Origin of the sequence: Sphingomonas sp. (assembly GCF_042095875.1) — a bacterium.
Taxonomy (GTDB): Bacteria; Pseudomonadota; Alphaproteobacteria; order Sphingomonadales; family Sphingomonadaceae; genus Sphingomonas.
On record NZ_JBELMJ010000023.1, the window covers coordinates 17,671 to 36,838 of the forward strand.

A 19,168-nucleotide genomic window follows, 5' to 3' on the forward strand; every position below is an offset into this window, starting at 1 on the left:
ACCGAGCGCGGCGGCGTCAACCGGGGAAGAGCCTCACGCCTGCCAGATGCTCTCGGTGCCCGGCGCCGGCGGCGTGGCCGCGTGGAGCCGGTCGGCGTCGGCCAGCGCGGCGCGCGCGCGACGCTCGATCAGGACGAGGATCATCGTCTCGCCGATCAGCACGCCGACGATCGACCACGCCGGTGGTGCGAGCACGACCAGCGCGCCCGTCGCGGCGAGGGTCACCACCGAGGCTCGGCACGACATCATCGCCAGTGCGCGGAACTCACCGATTGCCTGGAGCAGCGTCGCGCCGGGCGTGAACAGCAGCCGGATCAGCGCGGTGCCCATCCACAAGGCGGCCGCGACCGCGACTTCGGGCAGGTGATAGTTCCGCGGGTAGAGCAACGACGGGCGTAGCGCGAACAAGGCGACCGTCGCCGCAGCCGTCGCGAACCAGCCGAGCAGCAGCACGGTGCGGAAATGCCGCAGCCCGTGGCGCAGCGCGTCGGGCGCGTGCTCATCCGCGAGCGCGGCGAATCGCGCGCGCTCGGACTCGCACAGTGCATTGCCGAGCACGTTGACGGGGCGGACGGGCAACGCACCCGCAGCGAGCGGCGCGAACGCACCCGCGCCGAGGAAGCTGGTGACGAGATAGGCGTGCGCGTTGGTGGTCGCCTCGGTCGCGACGACGCCGAACAGCGACCAGCGCACGTGCTGTCGCCAGAACGCCGTCAGGCGCGTGCGCGTATGCGTGTGTTCGCGGCTGCCTGCCTCGCCGAAGCGCACGAAGGGCAGCAATCCGACGATGACGGAGGCGGTCAGAAGCCAGTAGGCGCCCTCGGTCGTCGCCCTGCCGTCCGTCCATAGCAGCACCGTGCCGCCGAGCAGCATCACGCAATAGCCCAGGTCCGACGCGGTCGAGCGCAGCGGACGCGCGACGACATAGGCCTGCGCGCGTCGGAACCAGCGCACCAGCGCCAGCGCGGCGTAGAGCGCGAAGACGCTGCCCGCCGCCCATGTCTCTCCGACCAGATGCGCGGTGACGAGCAGGAGCGCGCCGGCCAGCGCCGCACCGATGAGATTGATGAGGAACAACCGATCGATCACGCCCGCGCGCTCGTCCTCGCGCAAGTCGGCGAGCAGCGCGGGCAGGGGAGCGCAGAACAGCGCCGACCAGATCGCGGCGGCGAATTGCGCGACGATCAGCAGGAACGTGAAGCGCCCGAACGCTGCCGCGGGTACCTGCGACAACAGCACCAGGTTGAGCAGGAATTGCGCGCCCGACGATCCCGCCGGGCCGATCGCGGCGAGCGCGTAGCGCCACGTCAACGGGGAGAGCAGCGACGACCAGGGGCGGGTGCGTGGCAAACGGACGATCCTGGATCTCGCGCCCGTTCACGGCTTCACCGGACGGGCAAGCGGCGCTGCGGGTCGTCACGGGTGAGCGGCGCCAGCGCCCACCCGCGCGCAAGGCGGCTCAGCTGCGGTAGTTCTGGTAATAGTCGCTGTACTTGTTCGAGTAATAGTTGAGCGCGCCGGCCGAGGCGGAGGCCGGATCGACCATCGACAGCATGATGCCGACCGGGCGGCTGCCGTCGGTGCGCAGGAAGTTGATGGCGGAAGATACCGCACCGCGCGACGTGTCGTTCCACTTCACCACCACGATCGTCGCGTCGGCGAGGATCGCGAGGAAGCGGCCATCGGCGAGCCCGAGCAGCGGCGGCAGGTCGAGTACGATATGCTCGTAACGGCCGCGCAGGTCGCGCATCAATGCATCCATCGCGTGCTCGCCGAACAGATTCTCCGATGAGAAGAAGCGCGTCGGCTGGAGCAGCACGTCGAGGTTGGGCACGTCGCCGGTCATGATCGCCTCGTCGAGCGCAGCATCGCCGTGCAGCACCTCGACGATACCCGCCTTGGGCCGGGGCGAGCGCGCCATGTTCTGCATCACCGCGCGGCGCACGTCGCACTCGACCAGGATCGTCTTCGATCCCGCGATCGCCAGCGTACGCGCGAAGGCCAGCGCGGTCGTGGTCTTGCCCTCGGCCGGCAGCGCGGAGGTGAGCGCCACCACCTGCGGGGCGGAGCCCGCACGCACGCCCATCACCGCCGCGCGCCCGATCCGCAGCGCCTCGGCGTAGAAGGAGGTGGGCTCGTCGAGCATCAGGTCGGCCGGGTTCTCGGTCTTGCCGACCTTGGGCACCGCGGCGACCACGGGCAGGCCGTACTCGCGCTCGATGTCTTCGACGCTGGTCAGGCCACCCGACAAGGCTTCCTGCACCGCGATAGTGACGGTGCCCGCGGCGAGCGCGACGATCAGCGTCAGGACGAGCAGCAGCGGGCGGTTGGGCGAGGTCGGCCCGGCGGGCGGCTCGGCATTGTCGACGATCTCGGCCGGCGCCAGGCTGACGCGCGCGGCCTGCATGCTGTCGAGCGAGAGCTGCGACATGCGATCATACTGCGCGCGCTTGGCCGCAGCCTCGCGCTCCAGGCTCTCGGCCAGCACCGAGTTGCGCGCGTCGCGTGCGCGCTGCGCCTCGATGTTCGACAGCGAGGATTGCAGGCTGTCGGCGCGCGCGCCGGCGGAGGCGGCGTTCGCCTGCAGCGATGACACGACGCGGCGCGCCTCCGCCTGAATCTGCGCGTCGATGCCGGCGAGCTGCTCGCGCACGCGAAGCGTTTCCGGGTGGCGATCGCCGTAGCGCGCCTGCACCTCGGCCATGTTCTGCATGACGAGCGCGCGCTGCGCGCGCAATTGCGTGACCACTTCGGAACTGAGCACGGCCGCGACCGATCCGATCCCGCCGCGCTGCATCTGCGCCTGCGCGGCGTTGAGCGCCGCGCGCGCACCCGCCGCGTCCGATTCGGCGAGCGACAGCGACGAGGCGAGCGGGGCGACCTGTTGGTCGAGCACGGTACCCGACGCGCTGTTCGCCGCGCTGCTCTCGGTGATGCCGTTGGCGCCGCGGAACTCGGCAACGCGCTGATCGGCCTCGCGCGTCTCAACCGCCAGCTCGGCCAGGCGACGCGAGAACCATTCCGACTGGCGCTCGGCGGTGCTCGCCTTGCCGTTCAGGCGACGCTCGATGTAGGTCGAGGCGAAGGCATCGGCGATCGCGGCCGACTTCTGCCCGCTGCTCGAAGTGAATTTTACGTCGATCAGGTAGGTCAGCTTCTCGCGGCTGACGTCGAGGTGACCGAGGACCGCGTTGGCGACCGCGGTCTGGCGCGCGGCGGTGCTGGTGCGCGCGGCGACGCCCGCGTCCTTCAGCGCGCTGGCAAACTCGGGATCGTTGTCGAGGCTGAGCTTCTGCACCACCTCGAGCGCGACCGGCAGCGCGCGGATCGCCGACACTTCGGTCTCGATCGCCTCGGTGGTCAATTCGGCGCGGCCATCGGCCGAGCGCGTCGCGAGCGGATTGCGTGACGGATCGATGCGGACGCGCGTGGTCGCCGCGTATTTGGGAGGCAGCGTCAACACGAACGCAGCGCCCGCCACCATGACCGCGAGCGCGACCAGCGCCAGCGTCAGCCAGCGGCGGCGCAGCGTGTCACGCGCGATCGCGAACACCTCGGCGATCCGCGGATCGGCGGCCGGCGCGATGTCCTGGGTCATTTCCATGTCAGTTGCATCCTGTGTGCGCCCCGATCGGGCCCGTCGCTGCCGAGATCAACGTGATCATAACTGGTACCGTATGCCCGCCTCGACGCGTGCCTCGTCGAAACCACCGCCGACCGTGCCGGAACCTGCCCGATTGTTGTACCGTGCGCCAGCCTCCAGCACGAAGTTGCGCGAGGCCAGGTAGCGCGCGCCGGTGCCGAGCTGGATGATGTCGACCGATCCGCGATTGCCGTCCGGGAAGGTCTGCCGATCGAACGCGGCGTCCGCGCGCAGGATCAGGTTGCGCAACAGTGCGTGATTGACCTGCGCGGCGACGCGATTGTCGAAGAAGACGAGCTGGTTGAGCTGCGTATCCTCCAGCACGCGGCGGCCGGAGACCGTGACCGTGGTGAGTGCGGTGACGAACAGGTCGACGCGCGCCTCCGCCGACAGGCCGCCGACACTCTGGTAGATCGAGGCGGTGGGTGCGCGCCGGACGTAGCCGACGCCGATCGTGCCCCGCGCCTTGCCCGCGATGTCGAAATTCACGCCGGCGAGCGCGCGGTAACTGTTCGAATCGCGGTTGGGAACGGTGGCGCTCAGCGGCCGGTCGTAGTTGATGTTGGCGTAGGCGAGCTGCGCGTAGACCGACACGCTGGGTGATGTCGCGTACTCGGCCTGGCCGCTGACGCGCGCGATCGAACGGTCGCGCGTCGCCTGGCTGCGCGAGCCGCCGTCGAGCAACGGCACGTCGCTGAAGGTGAAGGCGCTGTAGTCGCCGGCCAGCGTCAGGCGCGTGCGACCTTCCTGGTAGACGCCCCGCAACGAGGCGAGATCGCGGCGGTAGCGCGACAGGGCGGCAATCGTCGGCACGACCTCGCCGGTGAACTGATTCTCGACGAAGCGCGCCGACGAGAGCTCGCCGGTCACCGACGACGCCCGGCCGAGATCGGCGCGGCCGGTCGCGCCGATATCATAGGTCCGCTCGCGCGCGCGCGACTGGCCTATATAGTCGCGGTTCTGCCCGCTGGCGCGGATCGAGACCGAATGCCGGTTCCAGTCCGACTGCAGCCGCGTCGACGCCTCCTGGTAGAGGAAGGGGGCGCCGGTCGGATCGCTCGCGGCCGAGTAGACATTGGTCGTCGCACCCGCGCCCAGTTCGATGCTCGGGTACAACAGGAATGATCCGAGCCGCCCGCCCAACGGGCTATAATCGGGTGTCGCCTGTTCGGTCACGCTGACGTTGCGGCCGCGGTCGAAACCCTGCGGCACCAGCGGCGGTACGAGCAGGCCCTCGCCGACCTGCGCGCGCGCGGGGCCAGCGTAGCACGCGAGAACCACCGCGAGACTGCCCAGCAGCCCGGTCGACGCGCGTGCTCGCCGCGCGACGCGCCCGTGACCCATCCGGCCCGCGCATTGCGGGAACCCGGTCAGATCGAGCAGCGGTTGCTCGAACCGGGTCACGAACGGGTCAGAAGAAGCGCTCGCCCACCCGGACCGTATCGCCGGGATAGATCCGCAGTTCGGGCGCGACACGGTACACTTCTTCCTCGACCGCGCCGAGCCGCTTTATGCGCACGGTGCCGCGGTCGGCACGGGGAGTGTAGCCCTTGGCCGTCGCGACCGCCATCGGCAGCGTCATGCCGATCGTGTAGGGGTACTGGCCCGGCGTATCCACCTCGCCCAGGATGAAGAACGGACGGTAGTTGATCACGGACGCGCTGAGCTTCGGCTCGCGCAGATAGCCGTCGCCGTAGCGCGCCTGCGCTTCTCGCGCGAAGTCATCGACGCTGCGGCCCAGCGCCTTGACGTTGCCGATCAAGGGAAGCGACACGTTGCCGTCCGCCGCGACCGCATATTCACCGGTCAGGTCAGCCTCGCGGTAGACGATCACGCGCAACCGGTCGCCGACACCGAGGCGGTAATCCTCCACCACGTCACCCGCAGTGGAGAAGCGCTCGCCCGAAGAGATGGGCGCCGGCCCCTTGCCGCCGCAGGAGGCGAGCGTCGCGGCGGCCGCCAACAGCATCATGTATCGAGCGCTAAACAACTGACCCCCCACAGAGCCCTGACCTAACAAGGACGTGGTCGGCTGTGCCATAATGACATAGGTGAGGCAAGGATCGGCAGTTGCCAATTTGTTGCAACGCAAGAGTTTCGCGAACCGACGCAGGTACGTGACGAGCAACGTTCGTCGGGGAGAAAAATGGAGTTCGTCAAGGACATATGGCGCCCGGCGATCGTCGCGGCACCGATCCACGATCTGGCGAAGCGCGGTACGATCGCCGGATCGGCGCTGCACTGGTTCCCCGACCAGGGTCCGATGCGATACCTGGCCGATCCGTTCGCGCTGTGGCGTGACGGACGATTGCATGTTTTCGCCGAGTTCTTCGACTATCGCGAGGCGCGCGGGCGCATCGACCTGTGCGTGTTCGACGATCGGTTGCGCTTCGTCGAACAACGGGTGGTGCTCCAGGAGCCGTGGCACCTGTCCTACCCGTACGTGTTCGAGGCGGAGGGCGAGACGTGGATGCTGCCCGAAGCGTTCCAGTCGGGCGGGCTGACGCTGTACCGCGCGCGCGACTTTCCCCTGGCGTGGGAGCCCGTGTCGCGGATCGACCTGGCGCACGTGCCGCTCGACGCGACCCCGGTGTTCCATCAGGGCCGCTGGTGGCTGTTCTACGCGCCTGCTTACCCCGAACGAGACCGGCTCACCGTGTTGCACGCGGCTTACGCCGACCAGCTGCGCGGACCCTGGTGCGCGCACCCGGCCAATCCCGTCTACCGCGCGGCGAGCGGTGCGCGGCCGGGAGGAACGCCGTTCGTGCGCGGCGGGCACCTCGTCCTGCCGATCCAGGACTCGAGCCGAAGCTACGGCGGTGCGCTGCGCTTCCTCACGATCGCCGCACTGACGCCGGAACGCTTCGTCGCCTCGATCGGAGCGCCATTCGCTGCCCCGGCCGATCTCGCGCCGTTCAATCGTGGGCTGCACACGCTGTCGGCGGCGGGTGCGGTGACGCTGCTCGACGTGAAACGCGGCGTCACCTCATGGAACAGCCTGACGATGAGACCGAGGCGCGAGTGGCAGCGGCTGCGCGCGCGGCTCGCCCGTCAATCGAGCGGGCTGTAGGACACCGCGGCGAGCGGGCGACGCGGGTCGACGCGCCGTCGGACTATGCCGCGCAGGATGCCGAGCGCGGTCGCGTTCCACATCAGGAAGGAGTAGACGCCGAGCGCGAGTCCGCCGCGTCGCCACGCCAGCAGCAGAACGGGTAGGGCGAGCAGTATCGGCGCCGTTGCCGGTTCCATCAAAGAAGCGGCGAGCAGAGCCGCCCACCAAGCGCCGATCGCCGCTGCCCAACGCAGGTGGCCCAGGTGACGCAGCACGTAGCCGAGCTGCTCGCGTCCGAGCGCCGCGCGCAGCACCTCGCCCGCCCCGTCGAGATAACCCGATCGCAGTCGCCGCGCGATCAGCGCGTGGCCGCCGCTGTGACCGTCGTGGAACACCGACGGCGCATCGACGCGCATCAGCTGCCACCCTGCCGCCGACAACCTCGCGGCAAGGTCGAATTCCTCGAACGAGTGGAGGTTGCGGTCGCCGAAGTAGCCGGTCTCGCGGATCGCCGCGATGCGGTACACGCCGCCGCCATCCAGTCGGTCGACCAGACCAGCCCGACGATGTTCCTCGTTCGCCATAGCAGCGGCCTTGATCTGGAATTCCTGGCTCGACAGGTTTCGCTCGGTCACCTGTCCGCCGACGCCGGCCACGTGAGGATGGTCGCGCAGCACGGCCATTGCTGCGTCAAGGAAGCCGGGGGCCAGCTCCATATCGCCGTCGATCAGGCAGAAGAAGTCGGCATCAGCGTATTGGAACGCGAGCTGCGCCCCCGCGCCGCAGCAGCGCTCGCTCGTGTCGGCGAGCTGGACCACCGTGATACCGGCGCGCCGGCCGATCTCCACCGTCGCGTCGCGCGAGCCGCTGTCGGCGAGCACCACCGTGCCGCCGAACGGCGCCACCGCCGCCTGCGCGCTGCGAATCGCGCGCGCGATCTTGGCTCCCTCGTTCAGCGCCTTGATGCCGATCGTGATCATCGCGTCAGCGATAGGTGACGGCCCAGCGATCGATCTGCACCTGCCCGCGACCGCGCAGCGGCTCTACCCCGATCGCGACACCGGTGAACCATTCGTCACCCACGATCACGCGCTTGTCCTGCAACCATCGCAGCGCCGCGCGCATGTCGATCGTGCCGGTGCGCACGTCCTGCGCATCGGCGGGCAGGAACATCACGTATTTGTCGTCGCGCGCGACCTGCCACGTCTTGCCCGCGGCATCGGTGAAGCGCCCGATCTGCTGGGCCTCCCGCACGAACGCCGCGGTCGCGGGCGGCGCGTGGAGGAACCAGCCGATCTCGATCAGCTTCGACTCGCTGTCGTTCGGATCGGAGCGGAGGTAGAATTCGGTCAGCAGGTTAGCGTCGCCCAGCGCCATGCTGCTCGACCAGGAGAAGCGCTGCGACAGGTCGAGCAATTCGTATACGCGCCGTGGCGGGATCTTGGTTTCACCCTCGCCGCCGTCGTAATTGCCGAACGACAGCATCGAATAGCCCCAAACCCCCGCGGTGCTGCTCGACGGACGCCAGAACGGCCAGGTGAAGCGGAACCGCGTGTTGTCCGGGAACCGCGCGGCGTCGACGTCGATCTTGTCCGCGAACGGTGCCCAGTACCGCATGATGCCTGAACTCTGCGCACCCCAGGGTTGCGCGAAGGCGTGGTACGGTCCCTTGGCAAAGGGCTCGCGACTCCCGAGTTCGAGCCGGTCGTCGCCGGCTCGCGCGAACCAGACCAGGCCGGCGAGCAGGCCCACGAACAGCAGAAACAACCACTTGGTTCTCGTCACGATTGCTCCCGGGCCCGATTGGGTGCCGGGGGTGAGCCTTAACCGCGCGGTGTACCCACGCCAACCGTGATCGTGTGGTGGCTGGCTCAGCTCGCCAGGCGAATCGCGCGCGCGTCGGGTGTGACCGGTTGGTCGGGCCAGATGCCACGCGTGTCGTAGACATGCTTGGCACTGCGCTCCTCCAGCGGGACCGAGCGGAACAGGTCGTGGTCGACCAGCGCGATCATCACGCCCGCGCGCTCCAGCGCGTCGTCGAGGTCGACCAATGTCGCGCCGGTGCCGTCGAACGCGGGCGGCAGCACGTCGGCGTAGGGCTCGACAATCTGGACGCGCGATCCGAACCGCTGGGCGAGTGCCAGCGCGACCTTGAGCGCGGGGCTCTCGCGGAAATCGTCGATGTTCGCCTTGAACGCGAGGCCGAGGCAGGCGACGGGCGAGCCCGGATGCGCCGCGATCAGCGCGGCGGCGCGCGCGATCACGTGGTCGCACTTGGCGTCGTTGACCTCGCGCGCGGTGCGGATCAGCGCGGTATCCTCGGGCGCGCCGTGGACCAGGAACCACGGATCGACCGCGATACAGTGACCGCCCACGCCGGGGCCGGGCTGCAGGATGTTGACGCGCGGGTGACGGTTGGCGAGGCGGATCACTTCCCAGACATCGACGCCGAGCGTTTCCGCGACGCGCGACAATTCGTTGGCGAAGGCGATGTTGACATCGCGGAACGCATTCTCGGTCAGCTTGGTCATCTCGGCCGCGCGCGACGTGGTGGTGACGCAGGCACCGCGCACGAAGCGACGATAGAAGTGGAGCGCGCGCCGCGCGCACCGCGGGGTGATGCCGCCGATCACGCGATCGTTGTCGATCAACTCCACCAGGATACGGCCGGGCAGCACGCGTTCGGGGCAGTAGGCGATCGCGACATCGGCGTTCCCGGCGGTGCGGCCGGGCACCTTCAGGTCAGGGCGCAGATCGGCGATAAAGTCGCGCACCTGCTCGGTCGTGCCGACGGGCGAGGTCGATTCGAGGATCACCGTGTCGCCGGCCTTCAGCACGGTCGCGACCGCGGTCGCCGCCTTCAGCACGTAACCGATGTCGGGCACGTGGTCGGCACCGAACGGCGTGGGCACCGCGATCACGAACACGTCGGCGGGCTCGATCTGCGTCGCGGCGCGCAGCGAGCCGCGTGCGACCACGCCCGAGACGAGCCCGTCGAGGTCGACCTCCTCGATATGGACGCGGCCCGAGTTGACCGTCTCGACCACGTGCGGCGACACGTCGACGCCGAGCACCTGCGCCCCCGTCCGCGCGATCACCGCCGCGGTCGGCAGGCCGATATAGCCCAGACCGAGTACGCAGACCTTGAGTTCCGTTCCGCCGAGCACGAGCCACCTCTTCCGTCACGCGCCCGCGCAGAGAATGGCGGGCGGATCGGTCATCGCCATGCCGCAGAAGTGGTTTCGTTTTCGGTAACGCTCACGCGGCCGCGGTGATCGACGCAATCACGTCCACTTCGCGCCAAGAGGGAACTATTAACAACTATGAGCGTAGATTTATTGCTATGGTAAGTTATTTCGAAGCAACGCGAGGGCGCGCGGCAAGGCCGACAAAGTTACCGCCAATCACTGGCGTGTTCGTCGGCTTGACGTTATGCTTGCCGTTCTGGGCCCTGGTTGTGATCGTTCTCACGTAAGACCTATACGCCCCGGTATTCCGGGCATCTCTGGGGCGGCGATTAAGCCCGGGCCGCCGTACTCACTGTTGATCTTCACTCGGCAACCCTGCTTGTCACTCCCCGGGCCTCCCGCTTATCAGGAGTTTCGCGGGTGAGCGCCTCCTCACCTAACGGGGGATGAGCAATGATCAGGCAGACGATGTGGTCTCTCGCGGTGACGGTCGCGTCGATCGGCACGGCAGGCGCGTCACCGGCGGAAACGGCGCCGGCCAGAACCGCGCCGGCGAGCGCGGCAGATCGGAAGCTCAAGGCGATCTACGACGCCGAATGGGCGTGGCGACAGAAGGAGTTTGCGCAGATCAGCGACGGACTGCGCAGCGAGAGCGACGATCACTTCCCCGCCGTCGCGCCCGCGAACTGGGCGCGGCGCAGGGCGTACTGGCAGGACGTGGTGGATCGGATCGCTGCGATTCCGACGGCGGAACTATCGCCCGAGGAGCGGCTCAACGCCGCCGTGCTGACCGAGTCGCTGCGCGCCGAGATCGCGAACATCGACTTTCGTACGTTCGAAGCGCCGCTCAACAGCGACAGCTACTTCTGGGGTGCGGTGAAGCCCTATTCGGCGCTGGAGAGCGCGGACGATTATCGCCGCTACATCGGGCGGCTGCGCGACGTGCCGCGCTGGTTCGACGGCAACGTCGCCAACATGCGCGCCGGGCTCGCGCGCGGCTTCACTCCGCCGCGCGTGACGCTGGTGGGGCGCGACAAGACGATCGAAGCCTATGTGATGAAGGGGTCGGCCAATCCGCTGTTCGACCCGTTCAAGGAGATGCCTGCCTCCATCCCCGCGGCCGAGCAGGCGCAGCTGCGCGCCGAGGCGCAGGCGGCGATCGACGCGCAGGCCGCACCTGCCTATGCCAGGCTGCTCGCCTTCTTCCGCGACACCTACCTGCCGGGCACGCGCAATACGCTGTCGGCGGCGGCGCTGCCGAACGGTCCGGCCTTCTACCGTAGCCAGATACGTGAGTACACGACGCTGGACCTGTCGCCCGAGCAGATCCACCGGATCGGCCTCGCCGAAGTCGCGCGGATCGACCGCGACATGAAGGCGACGATCGCGCAGACCGGGTTCAAGGGCACGTTTCCCGCATTCCTCGCTTTCCTGCGCAGCGACCCGCAATTCTACGCCAAGACGCCCGACGAGCTGCTCGGCTTCTCCGCGCTAGTCGCCAAGCGGATGGACGGGCGGTTGAAGGACGTGTTCACCACGCTGCCGCGCTACCGCTTCACGATCCAGCCGGTGCCCGACGCGATCGCGCCGGTCTATACCTCAGGGCGCGGCGGGCTGAGCGCGTGCCTGATGAACACCTATGACCTGAAATCGCGGCCGCTCTACAATCTCGTCTCGCTGACGCTGCACGAGTGCGTGCCGGGGCACAGCCACCAGGCGGCGATGGCGCTGGAGGCGCCCGATCGTCCCGCGTTCAGGCGCGAAACCTATTTCTCGGGCTACGGCGAAGGATGGGGGCTATATTCCGAGTGGCTCGGCACCAAGCTCGGCATGTACCGCACGCCCTACGAGGAGTTCGGGCGCGAGACGTTCGAGATGTGGCGTGCCGCGCGGCTGGTGATTGACACCGGGCTGCACTCGATGGGGTGGACCCGCGCGCAGGCGATCGACTATCTTTCCTCGCACACCGCGCTCGCCAAGCTGGACGTCGAGATCGAGGTCGACCGCTACATCAGCTGGCCGGGGCAGGCGCTCGCGTACAAATTGGGCGAGATGAAGATGCGCGAGCTGCGCGCCAAGGCGGAAGCCGAGCTCGGAACCCGCTTCGACCAGCGGCGCTTCCACGACACGTTGCTGGGCATGGGATCGGTGCCGCTGCCGACGATGGAGGCGGAGATGCTACGCTGGATCGCCGCGGAGAAGGCCGCGCCCGCTCGGTCCTGATCCTCATCCGGCCGCGCGGGCGTGGAGCGCGCGCACCGCGTCGGCGAGTTCGGGTACCGGCCCTTCCACGTCGGCGGCGGGAAGGATGGCGGTGATCGGCAGCGGCGCGATCCCCATCGACGGGCGGCCGAGCTCGCGCATCCACTGCGTCAGTTGCTCGGTCGAGGTCGCGTAGACGATCCGCCCCAGCCCGACGAGCCCGTGCGCCGCAGCGCACATCGCGCAATGCTCGCCCGAGGTGTAGACGGTAGCGGCGCGGCGGTCGTCACGCGAAAGATGCTCGACCGCCCAGCGCGCGATCGCGAATTCGGGGTGGCGCGTCGGGTCGCCGCCGCCGACGCGGTTGCGATCTTCGACCAGCACGACGCCCTCGGCCGACACCAGCAGCGAGCCGAACGCCTGGTCGCCCGCGTCCACCGCCACGGCGGCGAGCGCGACGCAGCGGCGCAGGTGCGCGAGATCGTCGGCGCCGATGCTCACCGTCGGCCCCGCATCTGGAAGCCAGCGCTGCCCTGCTCGCCGTCGTCGTCGCGTGCGCGGCCGGCGAGCACGTTTTCCAGCTCGTCGAGCGTGTGCGGCACGTCCAGGTGCTGCGCGCCCAGGAACAACCGCGTGCCGGTGTCCTGCGGCACCGCGTGGGTCAGCTTGTCGATGTCGACCAGGGCGCGGCCGGCGGGCAGCATCTCGATCTGTACGAAGCGCATGTCCTATCCTCCGCCATGAACGACGGCATAAAGCGCGAGCACGATGCTGCGATCCCGCCTCGGCCGAAACGGTGGCCGGATTAGGCCAGGGACGTTGCAACATATGTCCCGTTATGGCAGACTAGTTACTGACGATACCATTCTACCGTTCGGAGACAAGTTCTTGTCCAAGAAGCACTTCTTCCTCGCCGCCGCGGCGGCATCGGTCGCGATCGCCGCGCCCGCGCTCAGCCGGGTCGAGCAGGCGGCGCCCGCTGCCGAGACGCCCGAGACTGACGCCGCTGCGACCAGCTACGGTCCCTGGGGCTTCGACGTGTCGGGGATGGATCGCAGCGTGCGCCCGGGCGACGACTGGTTCCGCTTCGTCAACGGCACCTGGGTCAAGAATACGCAGATCCCGGCCGACCGCTCGTCCTACGGCGCGTTCGCGGTGCTGCGCGAGCTGTCGGAGCAGCGGCTGCGCAGCCTGATCGGCGGCTACAGCGCCGGCGACACCGCGCACCCCGATCGAATGAAGGCCGCGATCCTCTACTCCGGGTTCATGGACCAGGCCGCGGCGGAGAAGCTCGATGCCAAGCCGCTCGAGGAGCGACTGGCCGCGATCAAGGCGATCGGCGACAAGAACCAAATGGCAGCGGCGATGGGCCGTGCGGTGGGCGGCTTCGGCGGCAGCTTCTTCGGCCCCGGCGTGTCGGACGACGCGAAGCGGCCCGACACCTACGCGCTCTACCTGCGCCAGTCGGGGCTGGGGCTGGGCGACCGCGATTTCTACGTCGATCCCAAGTTCCAGCCGCAGGTCGCGCGTTACCGCCAATATGTCGCGCAGATGCTCGGGCTGGCGGGCTGGCCGAACGCGGAGAAGGCGGCGAACGATGTCGTGGCGATGGAGACGCGGCTCGCGGAGGCGCACTGGACGCGCGCGCAGAGCCGCGACCGCGACAAGACCTACAACCTGACGACGCTCGCCGAGTTGAAGGCGCAGGCGCCGGGCTTCGCGTGGGATCCGTTCTGGCAGGCCGCGGGGCTGGGCAAGTCGGAGCGCGCGATCGTCGCGCAGAACACCGCCTTCCCCAACATCGCCAAGGTCTACGCCGACACCGACCTCAACACGCTCAAGGCATGGGAAGCGTTCCGCACCGCCGACCAGATCGCGCCATTGCTCTCCAAGCGGTTCGTCGATGCGCAGTTCGACTTCCGCTCCAAGTTCCTGAACGGCCAGCCGCAGCAGCGCGAGCGCTGGAAGCGCGCGGTTGCCTTTACCGAGAATGCGATCGGCGAGGGCGTCGGGCGCGACTACGTGCAGCTCTATTTTCCGCCCGAGTCGAAGGCGAAGATGGACACGCTGGTCGCCAACCTGCGCGTCGCGCTCGCCGGGCGGATCAGCAAGCTCGACTGGATGAGCCCCGAGACCAAGCAGCAGGCGCAGGACAAGCTCAAGGGCTTCAGCGTCAAGGTGGGCTACCCGAGCAAGTGGCGCGACTATACCGGCCTGCGGATCGTGCCGGGCGACCTCGTCGGCAATGCCGAGCGCGCGTCGCGGTTCGAGTGGGACTATGACCGCAACCGCATGAACATGCCGGTCGACCGTGCCGAGTGGGGCATGACGCCGCAGACGGTGAATGCCTATTACAGCTCGGTGAAGAACGAGATCGTGTTCCCGGCCGCGATCCTGCAACCGCCGTTCTTCGATCCCAAGGCGGACGACGCGGTCAATTACGGCGGGATCGGCGGCGTGATCGGCCACGAGATCACTCACGGCTTCGACGATCAGGGGCGCAAGTCGGACGGTCGCGGCGTGCTGCGCGACTGGTGGACGCCCGTCGACGCGCAGAAGTTCGAGGCGCAGGCGGCGCGCTACGGCGCGCAGTACGAGGCGTACGAGTTCGCCGGGCTGCCGGGCATCCACATCAACGCCAAGGCGTCGATGGGCGAGAACATCGCCGATCTCGGCGGCGTGCTGATCTCGCTCGACGCTTACCACAATTCGCTGAACGGCAAGCCGGCGCGCGCGATCGACGGCTTCAGCGGCGACCAGCGCTTCTTCCTCGGTTGGGGCCAGGTCTGGCGCACGTTGTTCCGCGAAGAGGCGCTGCGCCAGCAACTCGTCAGTGATCCGCACTCGCCGGGGCAGATCCGCGCGGTCAATCCGCTGCGCAACGTCGATGCGTGGTACGCGGCGTGGAAGATCACGCCCGACGAGAAGCAGTATATCGCGCCCGCCGACCGCGTGCGCATCTGGTGATCGAAGGGGCCGGGGGCGCCCGCGCGCTCCCGGCTCTCCGGATTACGCCTCTCGCGACACGCCGCTGAGCGCGAGCTGTCGGTCGATCGTGGCGAGCAGGCGGTCGAGCCCGGCCTCGTCGCGGGCCTCGGCCCGGAGCGTGATCGCGGCCTGCGTGTTGGATGCGCGCAGCAGCCACCAGCCATCGTTGGTAGACACGCGCAGGCCGTCGGTCGAGTCGATGTCTGCGCCGTTATCCTGAACGCGCGCGCGTACCTCCTCAACGATCGCGAGGCGGCGATCCTCGGGCACGGCGATGCGCAACTCGGGCGAGGCGCAGGTCGCGGGCAGGCGGTCGACCAGCTCGGCGAGCGTGCAGCCCGACAGATCGATCGCGCGGATCAGCCGCACCGCGGCGTAGGCGGCGTCGTCGAACCCGTAGTAATCGTGCGCGAAGAAGATGTGCCCCGACAGTTCCGCGGCGATCGCGGCGCCTTCCTGCCGCATCAGCGCCTTGATCTGGCTGTGGCCCGACTTCGCCATCACCGCGCGTCCGCCGAGCGCGCGGACACGGTCGAACAAAGCGTTGCTCGACTTGACGTCGGCCACGACGGTCGCGCCCGGCACCTCGCGCAGCAGCGGTTCGGCGAGCAGCGCCAGCATCTGGTCGCCCCACACGATCCGCCCGCGCGCGTCGACCGCGCCGATGCGGTCCCCGTCGCCGTCGAACGCGAAGCCGAAATCGAGCCGCTCGCGCGCGATCAGCGCGCGCAGGTCGGCGAGATTGGCGGGGACCGTCGGATCGGGGTGGTGGTTGGGGAAGGTGCCGTCGACCTCCGTGTGGAGCAGGTGGTGCTCGCCCGGCAACAGGCGCGTGAGCTGCTCGATCACCGGTCCGGCGGCGCCGTTACCCGCATCCCAGCCGACCCGGTATGCCCCGCCGGCGTGCCCTGCGAGCAGGCGGGCGACGTAATCCTCGCGCACCGAGGCATCGGTCACGCTGCCCGTGCCCTGCTCCCAATCGCCCGTCTCCGCCACACGCGCGAGATCGCGGATGTCATCGCCGAAGAAGCTCTCGTTTGCGAGCACCAGCTTGAACCCGTTGTCGCCGGCCGGATTGTGGCTGCCGGTCACCTGCACGCCCGCGTCGACCTCCAGCGTCGCTTCGGCGAAGTAGAGCATCGGGGAGGGCCCCAGGCCGGTCCGCACCACGTCCACGCCACCGGCGACCAGCCCGTCTATCAGCGCGGCCTCGAGCATCGGCGAGGACGTCCGGCCGTCGCGCCCGACCGCGACGCGGCGACCGCCGGCCCGGCGCACGCGCGTCGCGAAGCTGTGGCCGATGGCGCGGGCGTCCGCCTCATTGAGCGTGTCGCCGACCGTGCCGCGGATGTCGTAGTCGCGCAGGATCGTGGGGTGGAAACGGTGCGTCATGTCGCGACGCTATCGTCTTTGGCGCGCGCTACCAACCGTCAACGCGGGGCTTCGAGACGGCTGAGCAGCAGGTCGCGCGCGGCGTTGACGCGCCGCGCCTCCTCGGTCGAGCCGCCACGGTCGGGATGCGCCTGCGCCATCAGGCGGCGGTGCGCGGCGCGGATCGCCTCGGCGTCCGCGTCGGCCGACACGCCGAGCAGGTGACGCGCCGCCGGGATCGCACCGGGGCGACGGCGCTGCGGCTTGCGCAGCAACCACCAGACCGCCCAGATGATCAGGGCGGCGACGATCCATTTCACGCCGCCGCGCTCGGTGCGACGGCCGCGGACGGCTCGAGCGGGGCGTCGGGCAGCGCGAAGCCCGCCATCATCTCGCGCAATTCCTGCCGCGCGGCGACGTGGCTCAGCCCCATGCCGCCGAATGACTTGTTGTCGAGCAGGGTGAGGCCGGCGGGAAACAGCTCGCGGTAGATCACGCGCTCGCCGAGGCCCGGGATGATCCGGAAGCCGACGCGGCGCGAGAGCTGGTCGAGCGCTTCCGACACGCGGCGCATGTTGCGCGCGTCGACGTAGGCCAGGCGGTTGCGCAGCACGACCCAGTCGATCGTCGTGCCGTCCGCCTTGGCGCGCGCCTTGCGCACGTCCCAGATCAGCTCGGAGTAGAAGGACGGGCGCGTCACCTTGAACGTCTCGGCATCGACCTGCCCGATCAGGTCGAAGTCGACGAAGCTGTCGTTCATCGGCGTGACGAGCGTGTTGGCGAGCGCGGCGGCGGTGCGCGCGCACGGATCGTCGCGGCCAGGCGTGTCGATCACCAGGAAGTCGTAGCCGGCGCTGTACATCGCGAACAGATCCTCGAAATTGCCGTCGGCGCGGCCATCACCGGTGGCGTGCGCGGGGATCGGCAGGTCCTGCCCGGTGCGCTTCACGGTGGCGGCGCGATTGTCGAGGTAGCGCCCGAGCGTGCGCTGGCGGTGGTCGAGGTCGATGCACGCGACGCGGGCACCGCGCGCGGCGAGCGCGACCGCGGTGTGGACCGCGGTGGTCGACTTGCCCGTGCCGCCCTTCTCGTTGGCAAACACGATCACGTGCGGGCCGGCAGTGGCGGCCCCGGCGGTATGCGTCTCGGCCTGGTCAGACAACGCGCGACTTCCCTGATTGATTGCTGTTTGGCGCCATCATAGAAGCCGCGGCGCAGGGATACGAGGGGGTTAAAGCGTGGACGTGTATCGGGAACTCGCCGGTCTACGGGCGGCGGTCGCGGCCGCGCGCGCGGACGGGCGCGAGGTGGCGCTGGTGCCGACGATGGGCGCGCTCCACGCCGGGCACATCGCGCTGGTCGAGGCGGCGCGGCGGCCGGGCACCACCGTGGTCGCGTCAATCTTCGTCAATCCCAAGCAGTTCGGCGCCAACGAGGACCTGTCGCGCTACCCGCGCAAGGAGACGAGCGACATCGCGATGCTGACCGAGGCGGGCTGCGACCTGTTGTGGCTGCCGACGGTGGAGGCGATGTACCCGGCGGATTTCGCGACGGGCATCTCGGTCGCGGGGGTCAGCGAAGGGCTGGACGGTGCGGCGCGGCCGGGTCATTTCGACGGGGTCGCGACCGTGGTGGCCAAGCTGTTCAACCAGGTGCGCCCGACGCGCGCCTTTTTCGGCGAGAAGGACTTCCAGCAGCTGGCGGTGATCCGCCGCATGGTCGCCGATCTCGACTTCGACATCGAGGTGACGGGCGTGCCGACGCAGCGCGAGGACGACGGGCTCGCGCTGTCGAGCCGCAACGTCTACCTCGACGCCGACGAGCGCGCGAAGGCGGTGGCGTTGCCGCGCGCGCTGGGCATCGCAGCGCGCGCGATCGCCGGCGGCACGCCGGTCGACAAGGCGGTGGCGGACGCCACCACCTATCTGGCGACCGCCGGGTTCAGCGTCGATTACGTCGCGCTGGTTGATGCGGAGACGCTGCAAGCGCAGCCCGATCCGGCGCGGCGGCGGCAGTTGCTGGCGGCGGCGCGGCTGGGGGCGACGCGGTTGATCGACAATCTGGCGATCGAGCCGGGCGAGTGAACGGACGTGCTCACAACGCCGTTAACCCGTTAACCATTTGGTGAGCCGAATCGGGCGATAGCATGTGGTCAGCACCAATGCTGCAATCGGGGGCAAACCGATGACCGTATTCTCGCACGCGACTTCACTGCTCGACCGCCGCATCGCCAAGGCCCGTGCCGGCGACGCAGATGCTTCCTACGATCTGGGGATCGCTTACTCCACGGGCACGTCGGGCGCTGCGCTCGACCTGATCGAAGCGCACAAGTGGCTCAACCTGGCCGCCGCCTGGGGGCACGACGCGGCGCCGGGCGCGCGCGCCGAAGTGTCGGAGGACATGACCGCGCGCGAGATCGCGACCGCGCAGCGCGCCGCACGCGACGTGATCGGCGCGCTGCACCGCCGGGCGGCCTGAGAGGTCAGGCCCCACGCGGCCGTTCGTCTCTCAACCTTGCGTCTCCCTGAACTTGTTTCAGGGGCCATCGTGCCCTCGTCGACGACGCCAAATGGGGCGAAATGGATGCTGAAACGAGTTCAGCATGACGGCGGGAGGAGAGGTGCCGGGCGCCGCAGCTCCGACCCCTACTTGATTACGTGCTCGCCTTCTTCGCGGCGGGCTTCTTCGTCGCCGCTTTCTTGGCCGCCGGCTTCTTCGCCGCAG

General features: G+C 69.1%; 17 protein-coding genes. 5 read left to right on the forward strand and 12 right to left on the reverse strand.

Annotated elements, in window-relative coordinates:
- Window positions 1-33 precede the first annotated feature (33 nt).
- The 4 genes from ACFDS6_RS09710 to ACFDS6_RS09725 all read right to left on the reverse strand — a co-directional run bounded on the left by ACFDS6_RS09710 (window position 34) and on the right by ACFDS6_RS09725 (window position 5,615).
- Entirely contained in the window at window positions 34-1,350 is a 1,317-nt protein-coding gene (locus tag ACFDS6_RS09710; protein WP_375271959.1) for a lipopolysaccharide biosynthesis protein, read from the reverse strand.
- Window positions 1,351-1,459: 109 nt separating this feature from the next.
- A complete protein-coding gene (locus ACFDS6_RS09715) occupies window positions 1,460-3,604 on the reverse strand; it encodes a GumC family protein (RefSeq protein WP_375271960.1) in 2,145 nt (714 codons plus the stop codon).
- A 57-nt stretch (window positions 3,605-3,661) separates the two neighbouring features.
- On the reverse strand, window positions 3,662-5,047 hold the full coding sequence (locus ACFDS6_RS09720) for an outer membrane beta-barrel protein (RefSeq protein ID WP_375271961.1): 1,386 nt from the start codon (window positions 5,045-5,047) through the stop codon (window positions 3,662-3,664).
- A 7-nt stretch (window positions 5,048-5,054) separates the two neighbouring features.
- Window positions 5,055-5,615 (reverse strand): polysaccharide biosynthesis/export family protein, encoded by a 561-nt coding sequence (locus tag ACFDS6_RS09725; protein WP_375271962.1) that lies wholly within the window; start codon window positions 5,613-5,615, stop codon window positions 5,055-5,057.
- Between the two features lie 174 nt (window positions 5,616-5,789).
- On the opposite strand from ACFDS6_RS09725, the gene ACFDS6_RS09730 reads away from it, so the two are divergent.
- A complete protein-coding gene (locus tag ACFDS6_RS09730; protein ID WP_375271963.1) occupies window positions 5,790-6,713 on the forward strand; it encodes a formyl transferase in 924 nt (307 codons plus the stop codon).
- Here the strand turns inward: ACFDS6_RS09730 and ACFDS6_RS09735 are convergent.
- The 3 genes from ACFDS6_RS09735 to wecC form a co-directional block, all read right to left on the reverse strand.
- Window positions 6,695-7,675 carry a glycosyltransferase gene (locus ACFDS6_RS09735; protein ID WP_375271964.1) on the reverse strand — a complete coding sequence of 327 codons (981 nt, stop codon included), beginning with the start codon at window positions 7,673-7,675 and terminating at the stop codon, window positions 6,695-6,697. The genes ACFDS6_RS09730 and ACFDS6_RS09735 overlap by 19 nt on opposite strands.
- 4 nt (window positions 7,676-7,679) lie before the next feature.
- Entirely contained in the window at window positions 7,680-8,480 is an 801-nt protein-coding gene (locus ACFDS6_RS09740) for a hypothetical protein (protein ID WP_375271965.1), read from the reverse strand.
- Between the two features lie 86 nt (window positions 8,481-8,566).
- A complete protein-coding gene (gene wecC, locus ACFDS6_RS09745; protein ID WP_375271966.1) occupies window positions 8,567-9,862 on the reverse strand; it encodes a UDP-N-acetyl-D-mannosamine dehydrogenase in 1,296 nt (431 codons plus the stop codon).
- Between the two features lie 474 nt (window positions 9,863-10,336).
- Here wecC and ACFDS6_RS09750 point away from each other — a divergent pair, with 474 nt between their 5' ends.
- A complete protein-coding gene (locus ACFDS6_RS09750) occupies window positions 10,337-12,106 on the forward strand; it encodes a DUF885 family protein (protein ID WP_375271967.1) in 1,770 nt (589 codons plus the stop codon).
- A 3-nt stretch (window positions 12,107-12,109) separates the two neighbouring features.
- Here the strand turns inward: ACFDS6_RS09750 and ACFDS6_RS09755 are convergent, their stop codons facing one another.
- On the reverse strand, window positions 12,110-12,586 hold the full coding sequence (locus ACFDS6_RS09755) for a nucleoside deaminase (RefSeq protein WP_375271969.1): 477 nt from the start codon (window positions 12,584-12,586) through the stop codon (window positions 12,110-12,112).
- Window positions 12,583-12,810 carry a hypothetical protein gene (locus ACFDS6_RS09760; RefSeq protein ID WP_375271970.1) on the reverse strand — a complete coding sequence of 76 codons (228 nt, stop codon included), beginning with the start codon at window positions 12,808-12,810 and terminating at the stop codon, window positions 12,583-12,585. The genes ACFDS6_RS09755 and ACFDS6_RS09760 overlap by 4 nt, the downstream gene beginning before the upstream one ends.
- 163 nt (window positions 12,811-12,973) lie before the next feature.
- Here ACFDS6_RS09760 and ACFDS6_RS09765 point away from each other — a divergent pair, with 163 nt between their 5' ends.
- Window positions 12,974-15,052, forward strand: coding sequence for a M13 family metallopeptidase (locus ACFDS6_RS09765; protein WP_375271971.1), 2,079 nt, complete (start codon window positions 12,974-12,976; stop codon window positions 15,050-15,052).
- Window positions 15,053-15,094: 42 nt separating this feature from the next.
- Here the strand turns inward: ACFDS6_RS09765 and pgmG are convergent, their stop codons facing one another.
- From pgmG to ACFDS6_RS09780, 3 genes are read right to left on the reverse strand one after another with little or no spacing between them, the layout of a single operon-like run.
- On the reverse strand, window positions 15,095-16,465 hold the full coding sequence (gene pgmG / locus ACFDS6_RS09770; RefSeq protein ID WP_375271973.1) for a phosphoglucomutase/phosphomannomutase PgmG: 1,371 nt from the start codon (window positions 16,463-16,465) through the stop codon (window positions 15,095-15,097).
- A 38-nt stretch (window positions 16,466-16,503) separates the two neighbouring features.
- Window positions 16,504-16,764, reverse strand: coding sequence for a DnaJ domain-containing protein (locus tag ACFDS6_RS09775; RefSeq protein WP_375271974.1), 261 nt, complete (start codon window positions 16,762-16,764; stop codon window positions 16,504-16,506).
- Window positions 16,761-17,606 (reverse strand): division plane positioning ATPase MipZ, encoded by an 846-nt coding sequence (locus ACFDS6_RS09780; RefSeq protein WP_375271975.1) that lies wholly within the window; start codon window positions 17,604-17,606, stop codon window positions 16,761-16,763. The genes ACFDS6_RS09775 and ACFDS6_RS09780 overlap by 4 nt, the downstream gene beginning before the upstream one ends.
- A 76-nt stretch (window positions 17,607-17,682) precedes the next feature.
- On the opposite strand from ACFDS6_RS09780, the gene panC reads away from it, so the two are divergent.
- The gene (panC, locus tag ACFDS6_RS09785; RefSeq protein WP_375271976.1) at window positions 17,683-18,528 is read left to right on the forward strand and encodes a pantoate--beta-alanine ligase; all 846 of its coding nucleotides are present in this window, start codon (window positions 17,683-17,685) and stop codon (window positions 18,526-18,528) included.
- A 100-nt stretch (window positions 18,529-18,628) separates the two neighbouring features.
- The gene (locus ACFDS6_RS09790; protein WP_375271977.1) at window positions 18,629-18,922 is read left to right on the forward strand and encodes a hypothetical protein; all 294 of its coding nucleotides are present in this window, start codon (window positions 18,629-18,631) and stop codon (window positions 18,920-18,922) included.
- Window positions 18,923-19,168: the final 246 nt, after the last annotated feature.